Annotated in this window: 16 protein-coding genes and 1 pseudogene; 9 read left to right on the top strand and 8 right to left on the bottom strand. The window is 39.3% G+C overall.

The annotated features are described in order from the left end of the window. Positions 1–115 precede the first annotated feature (115 nt). The 6 genes from P7J36_RS10375 to P7J36_RS10350 form a co-directional block, all read right to left on the bottom strand. Positions 116–754, bottom strand: coding sequence for a redox-sensing transcriptional repressor Rex (locus tag P7J36_RS10375; protein ID WP_099808975.1), 639 nt, complete (start codon positions 752–754; stop codon positions 116–118). Between the two features lie 134 nt (positions 755–888). Further along, complete coding sequence (locus tag P7J36_RS10370) at positions 889–1092, bottom strand: DUF4649 family protein (RefSeq protein WP_002940737.1); 204 nt, start codon at positions 1090–1092, stop codon at positions 889–891. A gap of 1 nt (position 1093) precedes the next feature. Further along, entirely contained in the window at positions 1094–1438 is a 345-nt protein-coding gene (locus tag P7J36_RS10365; RefSeq protein WP_024385282.1) for a DUF1831 domain-containing protein, read from the bottom strand. Between the two features lies 1 nt (position 1439). Next, positions 1440–2555: a cysteine desulfurase family protein gene (locus tag P7J36_RS10360; RefSeq protein WP_408552030.1), complete on the bottom strand. Its 1116-nt coding sequence runs from the start codon at positions 2553–2555 to the stop codon at positions 1440–1442. An 11-nt stretch (positions 2556–2566) separates the two neighbouring features. After that, positions 2567–3544 carry a ribose-phosphate diphosphokinase gene (locus P7J36_RS10355; RefSeq protein WP_012775438.1) on the bottom strand — a complete coding sequence of 326 codons (978 nt, stop codon included), beginning with the start codon at positions 3542–3544 and terminating at the stop codon, positions 2567–2569. Between the two features lie 144 nt (positions 3545–3688). Next, entirely contained in the window at positions 3689–4255 is a 567-nt protein-coding gene (locus tag P7J36_RS10350; protein ID WP_029186801.1) for a CYTH domain-containing protein, read from the bottom strand. Positions 4256–4341: 86 nt separating this feature from the next. On the opposite strand from P7J36_RS10350, the gene yjbM reads away from it, so the two are divergent. From yjbM to mutY, 8 genes are read left to right on the top strand one after another with little or no spacing between them, the layout of a single operon-like run. Beyond that, a complete protein-coding gene (gene yjbM / locus P7J36_RS10345; RefSeq protein WP_408552031.1) occupies positions 4342–5013 on the top strand; it encodes a GTP diphosphokinase in 672 nt (223 codons plus the stop codon). Next, positions 4997–5815: an NAD kinase gene (locus P7J36_RS10340; RefSeq protein WP_408552038.1), complete on the top strand. Its 819-nt coding sequence runs from the start codon at positions 4997–4999 to the stop codon at positions 5813–5815. The genes yjbM and P7J36_RS10340 overlap by 17 nt, the downstream gene beginning before the upstream one ends. Further along, positions 5815–6708, top strand: a complete 894-nt coding sequence (locus tag P7J36_RS10335; RefSeq protein WP_408552032.1) for an RluA family pseudouridine synthase — start codon at positions 5815–5817, stop codon at positions 6706–6708. The genes P7J36_RS10340 and P7J36_RS10335 overlap by 1 nt, the downstream gene beginning before the upstream one ends. Before the next feature lie 17 nt (positions 6709–6725). Beyond that, on the top strand, positions 6726–7700 hold the full coding sequence (pta, locus tag P7J36_RS10330; protein WP_029176800.1) for a phosphate acetyltransferase: 975 nt from the start codon (positions 6726–6728) through the stop codon (positions 7698–7700). Position 7701: 1 nt separating this feature from the next. Further along, the gene (locus tag P7J36_RS10325) at positions 7702–9441 is read left to right on the top strand and encodes an ABC transporter ATP-binding protein (RefSeq protein WP_408552033.1); all 1740 of its coding nucleotides are present in this window, start codon (positions 7702–7704) and stop codon (positions 9439–9441) included. Further along, positions 9428–11170, top strand: a complete 1743-nt coding sequence (locus P7J36_RS10320; protein ID WP_408552034.1) for an ABC transporter ATP-binding protein — start codon at positions 9428–9430, stop codon at positions 11168–11170. Before P7J36_RS10325 ends, P7J36_RS10320 begins: the two co-directional genes overlap by 14 nt. Then, on the top strand, positions 11154–11546 hold the full coding sequence (locus P7J36_RS10315; protein WP_172098812.1) for a PaaI family thioesterase: 393 nt from the start codon (positions 11154–11156) through the stop codon (positions 11544–11546). The genes P7J36_RS10320 and P7J36_RS10315 overlap by 17 nt, the downstream gene beginning before the upstream one ends. A 56-nt stretch (positions 11547–11602) precedes the next feature. Next, a complete protein-coding gene (mutY, locus tag P7J36_RS10310; RefSeq protein WP_408552035.1) occupies positions 11603–12763 on the top strand; it encodes an A/G-specific adenine glycosylase in 1161 nt (386 codons plus the stop codon). Between the two features lie 522 nt (positions 12764–13285). Here the strand turns inward: mutY and P7J36_RS10305 are convergent. Next, the gene (locus P7J36_RS10305) at positions 13286–14080 is read right to left on the bottom strand and encodes a helix-turn-helix domain-containing protein (protein ID WP_408552036.1); all 795 of its coding nucleotides are present in this window, start codon (positions 14078–14080) and stop codon (positions 13286–13288) included. A gap of 221 nt (positions 14081–14301) precedes the next feature. On the opposite strand from P7J36_RS10305, the gene P7J36_RS10300 reads away from it, so the two are divergent. Further along, the gene (locus P7J36_RS10300; protein ID WP_408552037.1) at positions 14302–14844 is read left to right on the top strand and encodes a hypothetical protein; all 543 of its coding nucleotides are present in this window, start codon (positions 14302–14304) and stop codon (positions 14842–14844) included. A gap of 464 nt (positions 14845–15308) precedes the next feature. Here the strand turns inward: P7J36_RS10300 and P7J36_RS10295 are convergent. Next, positions 15309–15555 (bottom strand): annotated as a pseudogene (locus P7J36_RS10295) (hypothetical protein); the annotation flags it as partial.

Here is a 15555-nt window from a genome sequence, read left to right as displayed (position 1 = left end):
AAGTTAGTTGAACCGCCGTGTGCCGAACGGCACGCACGGTGGTGTGAGAGGGACTAGAAATTAGTCCCTACTCGATTTCATTTCCAGAAATACCAATAATTGGTTTTTTCATTGCTTATCCTTTTCGCATAAAGTAGAGTAGTGTCTGTAATTCACTAGTCAAATCAACATACTGAACAACGACATCTTTTGGGACAGACAAGTTAACTGGCGAAAAGCTCAGAATCCCCTTAACACCAGCTTCAACAAGAATATCGGTCACTTCTTGCGCCTTGACGCTGGGTACCGTTAGAATGGCTGTCTGAGAGTTTGCTTCGCTGATACGTCCCTTTATTTCTGAGATTGCATGGATTGGGATATTTTCGTCTGTCGTTCCAACAGCTGGATTATCATCTGCTTCAAAAGCCATGACTATTTTCATTTTATTTCGTTCGTGGAAGCGATAGTGTAGCAAGGCCCGCCCCATATTCCCAACACCAACAAGCATAACATTGGTGATGGAGGTATCATTTAGAATATCCGCAAAGAAATCCATTAACTCTTTGACATTGTAGCCAAAGCCACGACGACCAAGCTCTCCAAAATAGGAAAAATCTCGGCGGACGGTAGCTGAATCGATTCCGATAGCTTCGGCAATTTCTTTTGAACTAGCTTTTTCAATATTTCCTGCATAGAAACGTTTAAAAATGCGATAATAGAGGGATAGACGTTTGGCAGTAGCGCGTGGAATATCAGATTTTTTATCGTTTTTCACTTTAGACTCCTTTATTTCGATAGAATACGCTTTATCGATTATTTATATATTAAACAGTTCTTTATTCTATTCTAGTCCAAGTTTGTGAAAAAATCAACAGATTGATTTTAAAAAAAGATTAAACAGGAAACTGTCTAATCTAGTGTTTGTAAATAGCGATAGAGATCTCCGATTGTCCCTTTGTAATCCAGAGCTTGTCCGTCTTGTGTAATACTGGTAACTGGATAATAGTCTGGGAGGGTTAAGCAACCGGCAAAAGCCAGAATGGCTGCATCTTTATTCTCAAATGTTTGGATACGTTCTTGCTTATAAGCATCAAGATAGTGAATTTCAATCATACTAACCCTCTTTTGTAAAGATGTTACGGTCAATCAAGCTATCCATGAGGAAATAGAATTTTTCTTGAATAACCTTATTACTTTCTGGCTTAAAAATGTTTACCAGATGAAGACCAGACTTGTCGGTAATGTTAATTTTAAAACCAGTTAGGTCTTGATTGATAATAATTTTCAAGAGGAATCCTTGGTTTGAATTTGGAATTTCTTCCAGAAGACGTGTAAGCTGATAGTGACCTGCTTTGCTTTGTTCAAAGGTGTTATCACGGAGTGTATATTTTTTGATAGCAGGGCTAATGTGATAAGTAAAATTACAATCTTTTAAGGTAACTGATTGTTGGAATGCCATTTTAACCTCCAAGTATTTTCTTTAGTTCGATGATAAGAGTATCTATCTCTTCTTTTGTATTGATTTCAGATAGGCTAATACGAATAGATTCTTTCAGACGATGGGAGTCTTTTCCATACATAGCTTCTAAAACATGGCTATTTTGGACAACACCTGCCGTACATGCGGAACCGCTAGAAACAGCGATACCTGCCAAATCTAGTTGCATGAGTAGTTGTTCATTAAGTTTACCAGGAAAACCGATATTAAGGACATGAGGGAGATGAGGTCCAGCCTGATTGAGATAATAGTCTAAGCCAGACAATCCCTTGATAATATGTTGTTGCAGTTCACTGACATGCTTATGATGCGTATCTAAGGACTCATATTGTTCTGTTAGGGCAGTCGCCATAGCAGCAATAGCAGGGAGATTCTCAGTACCTGCTCGATGTTGCTGTTCCTGCTTTCCGCCGTGGATCAAGGAATCAAATTTATGAACGTTACTATACAGGAATCCCATCCCCTTTGGACCATGGAATTTATGGGCAGAGGCTGCGAGGAAGTCAATTCCGTAGTCAGAGGGAGCAATTGCAATTTTTCCAATTGCTTGGACAGCATCTACATGAAAGACGGCCTGATGATCGGCAAGGAGCTCTCCAATTTCCTTGATGGGGAGTAGCTGACCGGTCTCATTGTTAGCAAACATGACGCTGACTAAAATAGTATCTGGTCGAAGGGCATCCTGAATTTGTTGAGCGGTGATTACTTGATTGACTGGTTGGATATAGGTTACCTCGAACCCAAACCGCTCCTCTAGATATTGCATGGTATGGAGGACAGCATGGTGTTCGATAGCCGTAGTAATCAGGTGTTTTCCTTTGGATTGATGTGCAAGTGCATAGCCTTGAATAGCTAAAGTATCAGCTTCGGAGCCTCCAGATGTGAAAATAATTTGTTCAGGAGAGGCGGAGAGAATCTGAGCAATCTCTTGACGACTTTGTCTAAGAGATTGATTGGCTTTTCGACCGCTTTGATGGATACTGGAGGGGTTTCCATAATTTTCTTGAGCCACTTCCATCATCCGTTGGAGTGCAGCAGGAGATAGAGCAGTGGTTGCTGCATTATCTAAATAAATCAAAGAGTTTACTCCTAGTTTTCTTTTTCAGGACTAGTAAATTTGAAAAGTGGGCTGAGTGGCTGATGTTCTTGGATGCGGTGGATGGCATCTGCAATCAAGTCACTAGCTGTTAGGAAGGCGATATTTTTAGGATGCTGTTCTTTGCTTGCAACAGAATCGGTAACTAATATTTCTTTGATTGGTGCTTCATCTAAGAGTTGGGCTGCAGTTCCCGCAAAGAGGCCATGGCTGGCAACTGCATAAATTTCAGTAGCACCACCTTCTTGGACAATTTTTGAAGCTTGTGAGAAAGTGCGACCAGTATTGAGAATATCGTCCACCAAAATAGCTTTTTTACCAGCAACATCACCAATAATATAGCCTTCAGAACGTTCAGAATCATCTTGAGCGTAGTCGATAATCGCAATCGGTGCATTTAGAAATTCAGCGATATTACGCGCGCGTTTGATACCAGAATTTTTAGGACTCACAATGACGACATCTTCTCCGCAGAGTCCTTTTTCCATGTAGTAGGCTGCAAAAAGTGGTTCTGTAAGGAGATTGTCTACTGGAATATCAAAGAAACCTTGAATTTGTGAAGCGTGCAAATCAAGAGTCAATACACGGTCGACACCAGCTTTAACCAGCATATTTGCAACTAATTTAGCTGTAATTGGTTCGCGTGGAGAAGCGGTACGGTCTTGGCGAGCATAGCCGAAATAAGGGATGACCGCTGTAATGGTGTTGGCACTAGCACGTTTACAAGCATCGATCATAATCAATAATTCCCACAAGTGATTATTGACCGGATAGCTTGTTGATTGGATAATGTAGACGTCTACGCCACGTACAGATTCTTCAATGTTAATTTGAATCTCACCATCAGAAAACTGACGAGAAGACAGTTTTCCAAGAGGAATTCCAGCAGAATCAGCAATTTTTTCAGCAATATCACGGTTGCTATTGAGTGAGAATAATTTAATGTTATGTTCACCGAGTGGTTGTACCATTTTAAAGTAACTCCTTTTACACACTGAGCTTTTATGATGACATAAAAGTGTTTTTTACAATAGATAGTTCTATTCTATCAAAAAAATGAAAAATTTTCAGTAGTGAAACTAAAAAATCAACCTTATTTGGCTGATTTTTTATAGTTATTTCATGTAGGCAGCTGTTCGTGCGACCTTACTACTAGCATATTTGAATTGAATTGATTTCTTCTTAAGGAATTCATCAAAAAGAATTTTCCCTGCATCTGCATCGGTCACTTCGACTTCTAATTCATAATCTTTTTGTCCCACATAATCATTTTCATCGAGGGCCATAAGACCTATAGATGTCTGTTTCTCATAGCGTTTTGTCGTGAGGCTTCCCCAGACAGCAAGTTTATCAAGTGGAATCTCTGTTGCAGAAATAATGTCAGAAATTTGTCCTGCTGGTAGTTGAAAATTTTCCAGTAAATGATGAGCAGTTTGGATGTCTAGAGCTTGGTTATATTCTTGATTTCCGACTTCTTGTGGAATTTTTAAGGTTAGTTCTGCTGAGTCTTCAAATGTACGAATACGGAGTGAAAAGCGGTGATTCTTCATATCTAGGTCTGGGGTATCAATGTAGTGGTTTGTTTGAAGAATTGGGCTCACATCTGAAAAGTCAGTAAGCAGGCGTTTGTATTCGGATTTGGTCAGTAAGGTTTTATACTCAATTTCAAGGTGGTTTTTCATGCAGTAAACCCTTTCAATGTGTTATAATAGATTAGTCTTTGTGTTATTCTAATACAATTTAAAAGTTTTGACAAGAAAGGGGCCGTATGGATTTTAATTGGGAAGAGTTTTTGGATCCCTACATCCAAACTGTTGGGGAACTAAAAATCAAACTGCGTGGGATTCGCAAACAGTACCGCAAGGCTAATCGTCATTCTCCGATTGAGTTTGTGACAGGTCGGGTAAAACCGATTGAATCTATCAAAGAGAAGATGGCCCTGCGGCATATCAAGTTGGAAAATCTTGCTCAAGATATGCAGGATATTGCTGGACTTCGGATTATGGTTCAATTTGTAGACGATATTGAGGAAGTTTTGGCAATTTTACGTAAACGCAAGGATATGCAAATTGTCCATGAACGGGATTATATCAATCATATGAAAGCTTCGGGTTATCGTTCTTATCATGTGGTGATTGAGTATCCGGTGGACACAATTAATGGCAATGAGACGGTTTTAGCAGAAATTCAAATCCGTACCCTTTCCATGAATTTCTGGGCGACGATTGAACATTCGCTGAATTATAAGTATAAGGGGAATTTTCCAGAAGAAATCAAGAAACGTTTAGAAATAACCGCAAAAATTGCCTATGAATTAGACGAGGAGATGCGAAAAATCCGCAACGACATTCAAGAGGCGCAGGCCTTGTTTGACCCTGCCCACCGAAAGTTGAATGACGGTGTTGGAAATAGTGATGATACAGATGAAGAGTACAGGTAGATTAAAAATCGCTCTGCTCGCTAGCCGAAGTCCTCAGAGTGAAGCAGTGTCCAAAGAATTATGGACGAAATTAAAACAAGCTAATTTTATTTTGACACCCAAAAATCCAGATATTGTCATTTCCATTGGGGGAGATGGTATGCTGTTGTCAGCCTTTCATAAGTATGAAAAGTTGATTGATCGTGTGCGTTTTGTTGGAATTCACACAGGACATTTGGGATTTTATACAGATTATCGTGACTTTGAGGTGGACAAATTGATTGAAAATCTCAAGCTTGACAATGGTGCAAGGGTTTCCTATCCAATTTTAAATGTCAAAGTCAAAATGGCAGATGGTCGTGTTGTAGAGGCACGTGCCTTAAATGAAGCAACAATCAAGCGTTTATCGAAAACCATGGTGGCAGATATCATCATCAATAATGTTCCCTTTGAACGTTTTCGAGGTGACGGGATTTCTGTCTCGACCCCAACTGGTTCGACAGCTTACAACAAGTCTTTAGGTGGAGCGGTCTTGCATCCGACCATTGAAGCCTTACAAATAGCAGAAGTGGCTAGTTTGAATAATCGCGTCTATCGCACGCTAGGGTCTTCTATCGTTGTTCCCAAAAAAGATAAGATTGTGATTGAACCCAAGCATAGTGACCGCTACTCTATTGCAGTGGATAATAAGACCTATGTCTATGACAACATTGACAAGATTGAGTACCAGATTGACCAGCATAAAATTCACTTTGTTGCTACCCCAAGCCATACTAGTTTTTGGAATCGTGTGAAAGATGCCTTTATTGGAGAGGTGGAGTAATGCGGTTTGAATTTATAGCTGACCAGCATACTAAAATTAAAACTTTTTTGAAAAAACATGGTGTTTCAAAAGGTTTGTTGGCCAAAATTAAGTACACAGGCGGCAATATTTGGGTCAATGGTATCGAACGCAATGCAACTTACTTGCTAGATATTGGAGATAGGGTTACAATTGATATACCAGCTGAGGAGGATTTAACGGGAAGTTTGAAACCGATTTCTTATTCGCTGGATATCGTCTATGAAGATGACCATTTTCTAGCGATCAATAAGCCAGTTGGTTATGCTTCTATTCCGTCAGCTCTGCATTCCTCGACCATTGCTAATTTTGTGAAAGGCTACCTTGTGGAGCAAGATTACGAAAATAAGCAGGTCCATATCGTAACGCGGTTGGATAGAGATACTTCGGGTGTCATGCTCTTTGCCAAACATGGCTATGCCCATGCTCGACTGGACAAGCAGTTGCAGGCCAAGCTCATCCACAAGCGCTATTATGCTCTGGTTAAAGGGGATGGTGTGTTGGAAGCAGAGGGGGATATCATTGCCCCCATTGGTCGTCCAGAAGATAGTATTATTACTCGATGTGTGACAAAGACTGGAAAATATGCCCATACTTCCTATCGTGTTGTGCAATCTTGGGGAGATATTCATTTAGTAGATATTCAACTACATACTGGGCGAACTCATCAGATTCGTGTTCATTTTTCTCACATTGGATTTCCATTGTTAGGAGATGATATGTATGGTGGAAGTTTGGAATGTGGGATAGAACGTCAAGCCTTACATTGTCATAATTTGGCCTTCGACAATCCTTTTTCAGCCGAAAGGATTGATTTGGAAGCACCGCTTCCTGAGGATTTTCAGGCTGTTATCAATCAGTTAATAAGTAAATAAATTTAAGGAGTTTGTTCATGAAAATTTTTGAGCAATTAGCTACAAAGCTAGAGGGTAAAAAAGTACGTATCGTATTGCCAGAAGGTGAAGAACCACGTATCTTGCAGGCGACAAAACGTTTGGTAAATGAGTCGGATGTAGTACCCGTCTTGCTTGGAAACCCAGATCGTATTAAGATTTACCTTGACATTGAAGGGATTACAGAAGGTTTTGAAATTATTGACCCAGCTCATTATGATAGATATGATGAGATGGTAGCTGCTTTGGTAGAGCGCCGTAAAGGTAAGGTATCAGAAGAGCAGGCACATGAGTTGTTGAAAGATGTTAACTACTTTGGTGTTATGTTGGTATATATGGGCGTAGTAGAAGGTATGGTATCTGGTGCGATTCATTCAACCGCTTCAACAGTTCGTCCAGCTCTTCAAATCATTAAAACAGAGCCAGGTGTATCGAAAACATCAGGTGCCTTCTTGATGGTAAAAGGTGAAGAGCGTTATATTTTTGGTGACTGTGCTATCAACATTGATCCAGATGCTCAAACCTTGGCAGAAATCGCTATCAACTCAGCACGTACTGCTAAAATGTTTGGTATCGATCCAAAAGTTGCAATGCTTAGCTATTCTACAAAAGGCTCTGGCTCAGGTCCTAAAGTTGATAAGGTGGTTGAAGCAACTAAAATTGCTCAAAAATTGCGTCCTGAGTTGGATTTGGACGGTGAATTGCAATTTGATGCTGCCTTTGTTCCTACCACAGGTAAATTAAAAGCACCAGGTTCGAGTGTTGCTGGTCAAGCGACTGTATTTATCTTCCCAGGTATCTCAGCTGGTAATATTGGTTATAAAATTGCCGAACGTATGGGTGGATTTGCAGCGGTAGGTCCTGTTTTACAAGGTTTGAATCAGCCTGTAAACGACTTGTCTCGTGGTTGTAACCCTGATGATGTTTACAACTTGACCTTGATTACTGCGGTTCAGGCTTTGGAGCACCGTTAATATGAAATTTTTATCACGATATTTTAAGGACTATATTAAGGAATCTATATTAGGTCCAGTTTTCAAACTATTGGAAGCTTGTTTTGAGCTTTTGGTACCATTAATTATCGCCTATATCGTTGATACAATTATTCCAAATGGCAGCCAGGGAAACCTGGTTGCTATGCTTTTTTTACTGGTTGGTCTAGCATGTATTGGAATTATTGTTTCACTAATAGCGCAATATTATTCAGCTAAAGCAGCGGTTGGAGTGACTAAAGAGTTGACGAATGACTTGTATCAGAAGGTTCTTTCCCTTCCCAAGTCTAGCCGAGATATTCTTTCCTCCTCTAGTTTACTGAATCGACTGACAAGTGATACCTTACAGATTCAAACGGGAATCAATACTTTTTTACGCTTGTTCTTACGAGCCCCCATTGTAGTATTTGGTTCTCTGATCATGTCTTTCTATATTAGTCCGACTTTATCTGTTTATTTTCTAGGTATGATTGTCCTTTTACTTGTTATTGTGGCAGGAATTTCAGTCATGACCAGCCGTATTTATCAATCGATGCGAAAAGAATTAGATGGTTTGGTGGGGCAGGTCCGTGAGACAGTGACTGGTTGGCGAGTGATTCGTGCATTTGGACAAAGAGAGCGGGAAATTAAGGCTTTTCAAGGCATAAATCAGATTTATAAGAAGCAACAGTTGCAGGCTGGTTTTTGGTCTAGTCTTTTATCACCATTGACATTTTTAGTGGTCAACGGCACCTTACTCATTCTCATTTGGCAGGGAAATATAGCCATTTCAAACAACCTACTGGAGCAAGGGATGTTGGTCGCTCTTATCAACTACCTTCTTCAAATTTTAGTAGAATTGGTCAAGATGATTATGGTCGTGTCTACTCTCAACCAGACCTATATTTCAGCGCAACGTATTCAAGAGGTTTTTGACCAAACATCTGAGGATGTAGAGTCTAGTTTACCAAAAGTGGTTAGCGAGGATAAGGAGATCATCTTTTCTGTGCGCCATCTTTCCTTTTCTTATCCAAAATCTGCTGAGGAGTCCCTGTCTGACATTGCTTTTGACTTACGTAAGGGACTGTTTATGGGAATTATCGGGGGAACTGGGTCAGGTAAGTCCACCCTAGTAGATTTATTGCAGGCACTCTATTCAGTGCCAACAAATCAGCTCTCTCTCTTCATTGATGGAAAAAGTCCCAAGAATTTAAAAGAATGGCGGCAGCAAATTGCTATCGTTCCGCAACAGGCTCAGCTTTTTGCTGGAACTATTCGTTCTAATCTATCTTTAGGATTGGAAGAAATATCTGATAGTGACCTATGGTCTGCATTAGAAATTGCACAGGCTAAATCTTTCATAGAGGACAAGGGTGGTTTGGATAGCCCTGTCGAAGCCTTTGGGAAGAATTTTTCTGGTGGACAGCGTCAACGTTTGACCATTGCACGCGCTATTTTACAGAAAGCACCGATATTGGTTTTAGATGATGCGACCTCTGCTTTGGATTATCTGACAGAGAGTCGGTTATTAGTGGCGATTCGCCAGGAATTACCAGGTCAAAACTTAATCATGGTGTCACAAAGAACCAATAGTTTACGGACAGCTGATCAGATTTTAGTCTTGGAACAAGGGCGTCAAGTTGGACTTGGTCGCCATGAGGACTTGCTGAGAAGCTCTGCTATTTATCAAGAAATTCACCAATCGCAACAACAAGGAGAGGAGGATAGCTATGAGACAATCTAGTTTTAAGGAACTGGTCAGATTGGTTTTACGCCAACCTCTTCGAATGTCCTTGATGTTGGTGGGAACTTTGGTGCAAGTGCTTCTGACAGTTTATCTGCCGATTTTGATTGGTCAGGCAGTTGATGCAGTATTGATAGCAAATGGTCAGGTCTTGCTCGGTATCTTAGGCAAAATGGTGATGGTTATCTTGCTTAATACGCTGGTGCAATGGTATCTCCCACTAGTAACCAATCGCTTGGTTTACGGAATGGTGGCCGATTTGCGTGAACAGGTCTATGTGAAGCTGCACCAGATGCCCCTATCTTATCTTGATCGTCAATCAGTCGGTGATTTGGTGGCTCGTTTTTCAAGTGATAGTGAGCAATTAACAAATGGTCTATTGATGATTTTCAATCAATTTTTCATTGGTATTTTGACTATTTTCCTAACCATTTTCACTATGGCTAGGCTTGACTTGACGATGATGTTGCTGGTTGTGGCATTAACTCCAGTTTCTCTGCTTGTGGCACGCTATATCGCTAAGAAATCCTATGGTTATTATAGACAACAGACTCAGGCACGTGGGAAGCAATCTCAGCATTTGGAAGAGTCCATCAGTCAATTGACACTGGTTCAATCTTTCAATGCTCAAGAGCAATTTACGCAAGGTTTTCAAGTTGTCAATGACCAGTATGCGACATATTCCCAACAGGCCATCTTTGCCTCTTCAACGGTCAATCCAAGTACGCGGTTTATCAATGCTATTATTTATGCCTTACTTGCAGGACTTGGCGCGTTGAGAATTATGGCAGGAAATTTTACAGTGGGGTCTCTGACAACTTTTCTCAATTATGCTAGTCAGTACAGCAAGCCTTTTAATGATATTTCCTCGGTCCTATCGGAATTGCAGAGCGCCTTAGCTTGTGCAGACAGACTGTTTGCTATCTTGGCTCTAGATAGCATTGACGATCAGGCTGAGCGGAAAATTGATTCAGAGGAGCTGAAGGGAGCTATTTCCTTCGAAAATGTGTCTTTCTCATACAGCCCTGATCGTTCACTGATAGAACAGTTGAACATTGATGTCAAATCTGGTCAAAAGGTAGCTATTGTTGGGCCAACAGGAGCAGGAAAATCTACCATGATAAACCTTCTCATGCGTTTCTACGATGTGACGGCTGGTCAGATTGTCTTAGATGGAGTTCCGATTAGTCAGTATAGTCGTGAGGAACTTCGCAGACAGATTGGGATGGTTTTACAGGAGACATGGATTAAATCTGGTACCATTCATGATAATATCGCCTATGGCTATCCAAATGCCACGCGGGAATTAGTCATTGAGGCAGCTAAGGCAGCCAATGCAGACTTCTTTATTCGTCAGCTTCCGCAGGGGTATGATACAGTTTTGGCAGATGGAGGTGAAGCCTTATCCCAAGGGCAACGTCAGCTCTTGTCTATTGCGCGTGTATTTGTCAAAATACCTAAAATCCTGATTTTAGACGAGGCGACATCCTCTATTGATACACGGACAGAAATGTTGGTTCAGGAGGCGTTTGCAAAACTAATGGAGGGACGGACCAGCTTTATCATTGCCCATCGCCTATCAACCATTCAATCTGCCGACTTGATTTTGGTCATGGTGGATGGAAAAATTGTTGAGCAAGGGAATCATGTAGAATTGATGGCTGAACAAGGTGTTTATTATCAAATGCAAACCAGTCAGCAGATAGAGGAGGATGAACGTGTTAGATAAATTAAAATTAAAACCAATAACTGTCTTGGACGATTACAGTGCTGAAATCATCAATGAACACCAAGTTTTATTGAAAACAAGGGTTACTGAAAAATCTCTTAATCCCTATGGTATGGCACATGGAGGCTATCTATTTACACTTGCTGATTCAGTTGCAGGATTAACCATTGTGGCCCAGGGCTCATATGCAGTAACCTTGCAATCCAATATTCATTATATGAAAGCAGCCAAACCTGGAGATAGCTTATCGGTAATTGGATATTGCACACACGATGGAAGTCGGACAAAAGTAGTAGAAGTAAAGATAGAAAACCAAGACGGAAAATCAATCGCTTCAGCAAGTTTTACTATGTTTGTAACAGGCAAAGCGGAATAAATAGTTTAAGGGGGGTGGCGAAAGCCAGCTTTCTTTCTTTGTGTTATACTAGATGTATGTTAGATTTGAAAGACTATGGAATCCAAATGTGGCCAGAAGAAAAGATCATCTCTTTCCGAAAAGCTCTTTTAGACTGGTATGATGCCAATAAACGCGACTTACCTTGGAGAAGAACAAGGGATCCATATGCCATTTGGGTGTCAGAAATCATGCTCCAGCAGACAAGAGTAGACACGGTCATTCCTTACTATGAACGTTTTCTCCATCACTTGCCTACGATTAGAGATTTAGCACAGGCACCCGAGGAGGTTATTCTCAAACTCTGGGAGGGACTGGGTTATTATTCACGTGTTCGAAATATGCAAAAGGCTGCTCAGCAAATGGTCGAAGATTTTAATGGAAAATTTCCAACCACGCATGCAGAAATTTCTAGTTTAAAAGGTATCGGTCCCTATACCGCTGGTGCGATTTCAAGTATTGCTTTTGATTTGCCAGAGCCAGCAGTAGACGGCAATGTCATGCGGGTTCTTAGTCGATTATTTGAGGTGGATTACGACATCGGCGTGCCAACCAATCGCAAGATTTTTCAAGCAATGATGGAAATCTTGATAGACCCTGACAGACCTGGAGATTTCAACCAAGCCTTGATGGATTTGGGGTCGGATATTGAATCACCAGTCAATCCTCGTCCTCAAGATAGCCCTGTCAAAGACTTTAGTGCTGCCTATCTAAACGGTACTATGGATAAGTACCCGATCAAAGCACCGAAGAAAAAGCCCGTTCCCGTAGCTTATCAAGGCTTTATTATCCGCAATAAAGACAATCAATTTTTATTGGAAAAAAATAATGAAGCAGGACTCTTATCAGGTTTTTGGTCTTTTCCGCTTTTGGAAAAAGGGACTGTCGTTGACAAACAAGTTTCACTCTTTGAAGTAGCAGAAGAAACGGTTCAGCCAGATATTCGGCAGAGCTTCACAGAACATTACGGCATGACAGTTGATTGGCAGGAGCAAGAATTTGGCATCGTTCAGCACATTTTTAGTCACCGCAAATGGCAGATAGAAATGGTAGAAGGTATGGCAGAAACACTTAACCTTCCAGAATCAAAAGAACTGAAATGGGTTTCTGTAGAAGATTTTCCTACCTACCCATTTGCTAAGCCACAACAAAAAATGTGGGAAACCTTTATCAAGGAAAAAGAAAAGCAAAAAAGTTAACTTTGGAGCACATAATTATTTGAAAGCGTTTTATAACAGTGGTATAATCTAATTGAAAAAAGGAAATAGTTAGTTAAGATGTTGAACGCCATCTGAATTGCTGAAAGGAGTTCTTTAGCGTTCGTAGAAGTGTATATACTATTAGTCATCTTTCTCTAATAAAAAGAGAGGGATGCTAGTAGGGGGAAAAGTCCGTTGTCCCTGTTTTATATCTATTTGTGATATTTGTTGTCAAATGCATAGCATAACTTACAATTAGCCTTGCTACCCAGTTCACTCAAAAGTAGGCTAAGAATATTCGTGTCGTAACAACTTGGTGTTCAAATGTTTGAACAAATCCTAAGAAAATCACAAAAACCTCTAGCGATTTTCATCTTATATAAGCAATCTCCACACTTTAGACAAATAGTAAGAGGACAAACAATGACATAAGGGTAGCAGAATAATTATTTAATCATTTAATTATTGTCAATTTGCTGATAATGGGCTTTTCTGATTTTAAAAGGAGACAAATGTCTCCTTTTAATTATTGCTAATAATCTCGACTACCTGACCAATTGTTCGAATTTCATCGTCTTCTGTAAAATAAATATCATCATAGTCTGGATTTAAGGACTGAAGATAGTCGCCTTTGAATTTTTTAACAAAATTCTCACCATTTACAGAAAAAATTCCTATAGAATTCATGGGAATAGAAGAAGTCAGCTTTATGAACAAGTAGTCCCCGTCAAGAATTAATGGGGACATTGAGTCTCCAATGACTTGTGCAATAGTGTCATACTGAGTACTTATTGGTAAATCTTCAGTGTAGAAAGACACCAAATGATTGAAGTCAGCATCTTGCCAGTATCCAGTTCCGGCAGAAACCTTTCCAGGAACGGCTAATTCAACCCGGTCTCTGAAATCATCCAAGGAAATAAGATTGGATGATTGTTGTTTTGCCGACATACTATTAAGTTGATCTTGTCCAAATGCAATCCATTTACTATGAAACTCATCTCGCAATTCTCTGTCCAATAACTGGACTTGAGGATGGAGAGGCATTTGAAAAAGTTGAAATTGTTGAGGAGTGATTGTCAAAGCAATTTCTTGATTGGAATCTAATTGAGAAACAAGCTCACTAACACTGATGTCCATTCCTCTAGCTACTTTCTCAAGAGTTTCCAAAGTAGGAAGTAGGGCTTTTTTTGTTTTTGGGTGTTGATTTTTTTCCAACATGGAAATGTAGCCTTTAGTCAGTCCAGATAAGCTTGCAAAACTATCCATTGTGAGTTTATTTTTTTGTCTAAAATCTTTGATAATATCGCCCAGAATCATGTTTTCCTCCGATTCGTTTAACATATTATACCATGAATAAAATTATTTTACAAGTTTCTGTTTAACATGTTTGACAAATTTGAAAAATGGTGGTAGTATATAACCATAAAGAACAAGTCGAATGAAAAATAAAGTTATTTGGACTATTTTCAAGAGCCTATTTTAAATGTGGCATTCTAATGACTTTACAAGTTTGATTGATTATAAAGGAGATTATTAAAATGTTTGGATTAGTAGCTAAAAAATCAGGAGTTAAAGAGGTTGAAGAATATTGGGCAGGTACTTTAATTGAAAAGGGAATTCGTGAAGTAGAAGACAATTTGAGTGGTTCTTGCTGGAGATGTAAAACTTCTTTTGCTGTATCTGCTTGTCAAATTGTCAATAAAATCTGGCCCTTGTCTTATTCTTTGTCTAATAGAATGGTTCTTTGTCAATCATGTCAATTTGAGAAACCTTTAGTAAAAAATCCTAATCTGGTTTGGAATTGGCTTGAGAATGAGAGTGGTGAACTGTTTTGGGCGAAGCAGGGGATGTCTGAGTATGAAAGAAGATATGAAAAAACAGTCCTACAAGAACTCTGGGATATGGGGATTCGTAACGGTTCAGAAGTTGAGAGTCTAGTTGATAGAGTCTTGAAATCTGTGAGAATCAATTGTCAAATCATCAATCAATCCACTTTGGCTAATGTATTTCGTTCCGAAATTATACTTATGCAGAAGGAAATGATTGAGAACGTTGAAGAAAATAATGGGTTTGCTTGCTAAGTTTGATTTTCGATATCTTTTTATTTAGTAATTCTAGGATATCACTAATTTTTATTTTTTTGCCACAGCATTAAATTGATAAATGACTATTTTTAAGAATACTTCGTTAACCTTTTAATTCATTTTTGTAAGAATGGTATTCATATCTTTTAAAGATTGAGACGATTTAATAATATTGAGGATGTGTACATATCCTATCCAAATACAAATTTGTTCAAAAAAATCAGCTTAGAATTACATTTCTAGAAACGTTGATTCTAAGCTGTTTTCTATTTTATGATTTTTGACCAGGGTCTGAATAACAATAACTTTGGTAATGTGTTTTTAGATATAAATTCGTAGCAGTTAGAAGGGGGAGTTTGTCAAAACTATAGACAATTCAAAATTGAAATCTATTTGTATCTTGTAGCAGTTATTTTTGATTCTTGGAGGTGTAAAGATGTTGAAGGATTGAATTGATAATTTTAGGATTCTCTAATGAATCGATTTTCTTTTATTGCAAAATTATGTCCACAAAATCGACAATGGTAATGAGTTTTATCAGCTTCATAAAGAAGGGCAAACATTGCGCCTTTTCTTCCACCAATTGCTTGACCTATAATTGCATCTCGAGGAGAATATCCTCGTTTTTTAGGAGCCCACTGAAAAAGTCTCCAGTTACTCCGACTCTTATAAAAAATAGGAATTCTCCTAAATGATTGGGAGAATTCC

The organism is Streptococcus suis, from assembly GCF_046032115.1.
Classification (GTDB): Bacteria; Bacillota; Bacilli; order Lactobacillales; family Streptococcaceae; genus Streptococcus; species Streptococcus suis_AJ.
Note: the sequence above shows the minus strand (reverse complement) of the source record. Positions and strands in the feature narration are given on the sequence as shown.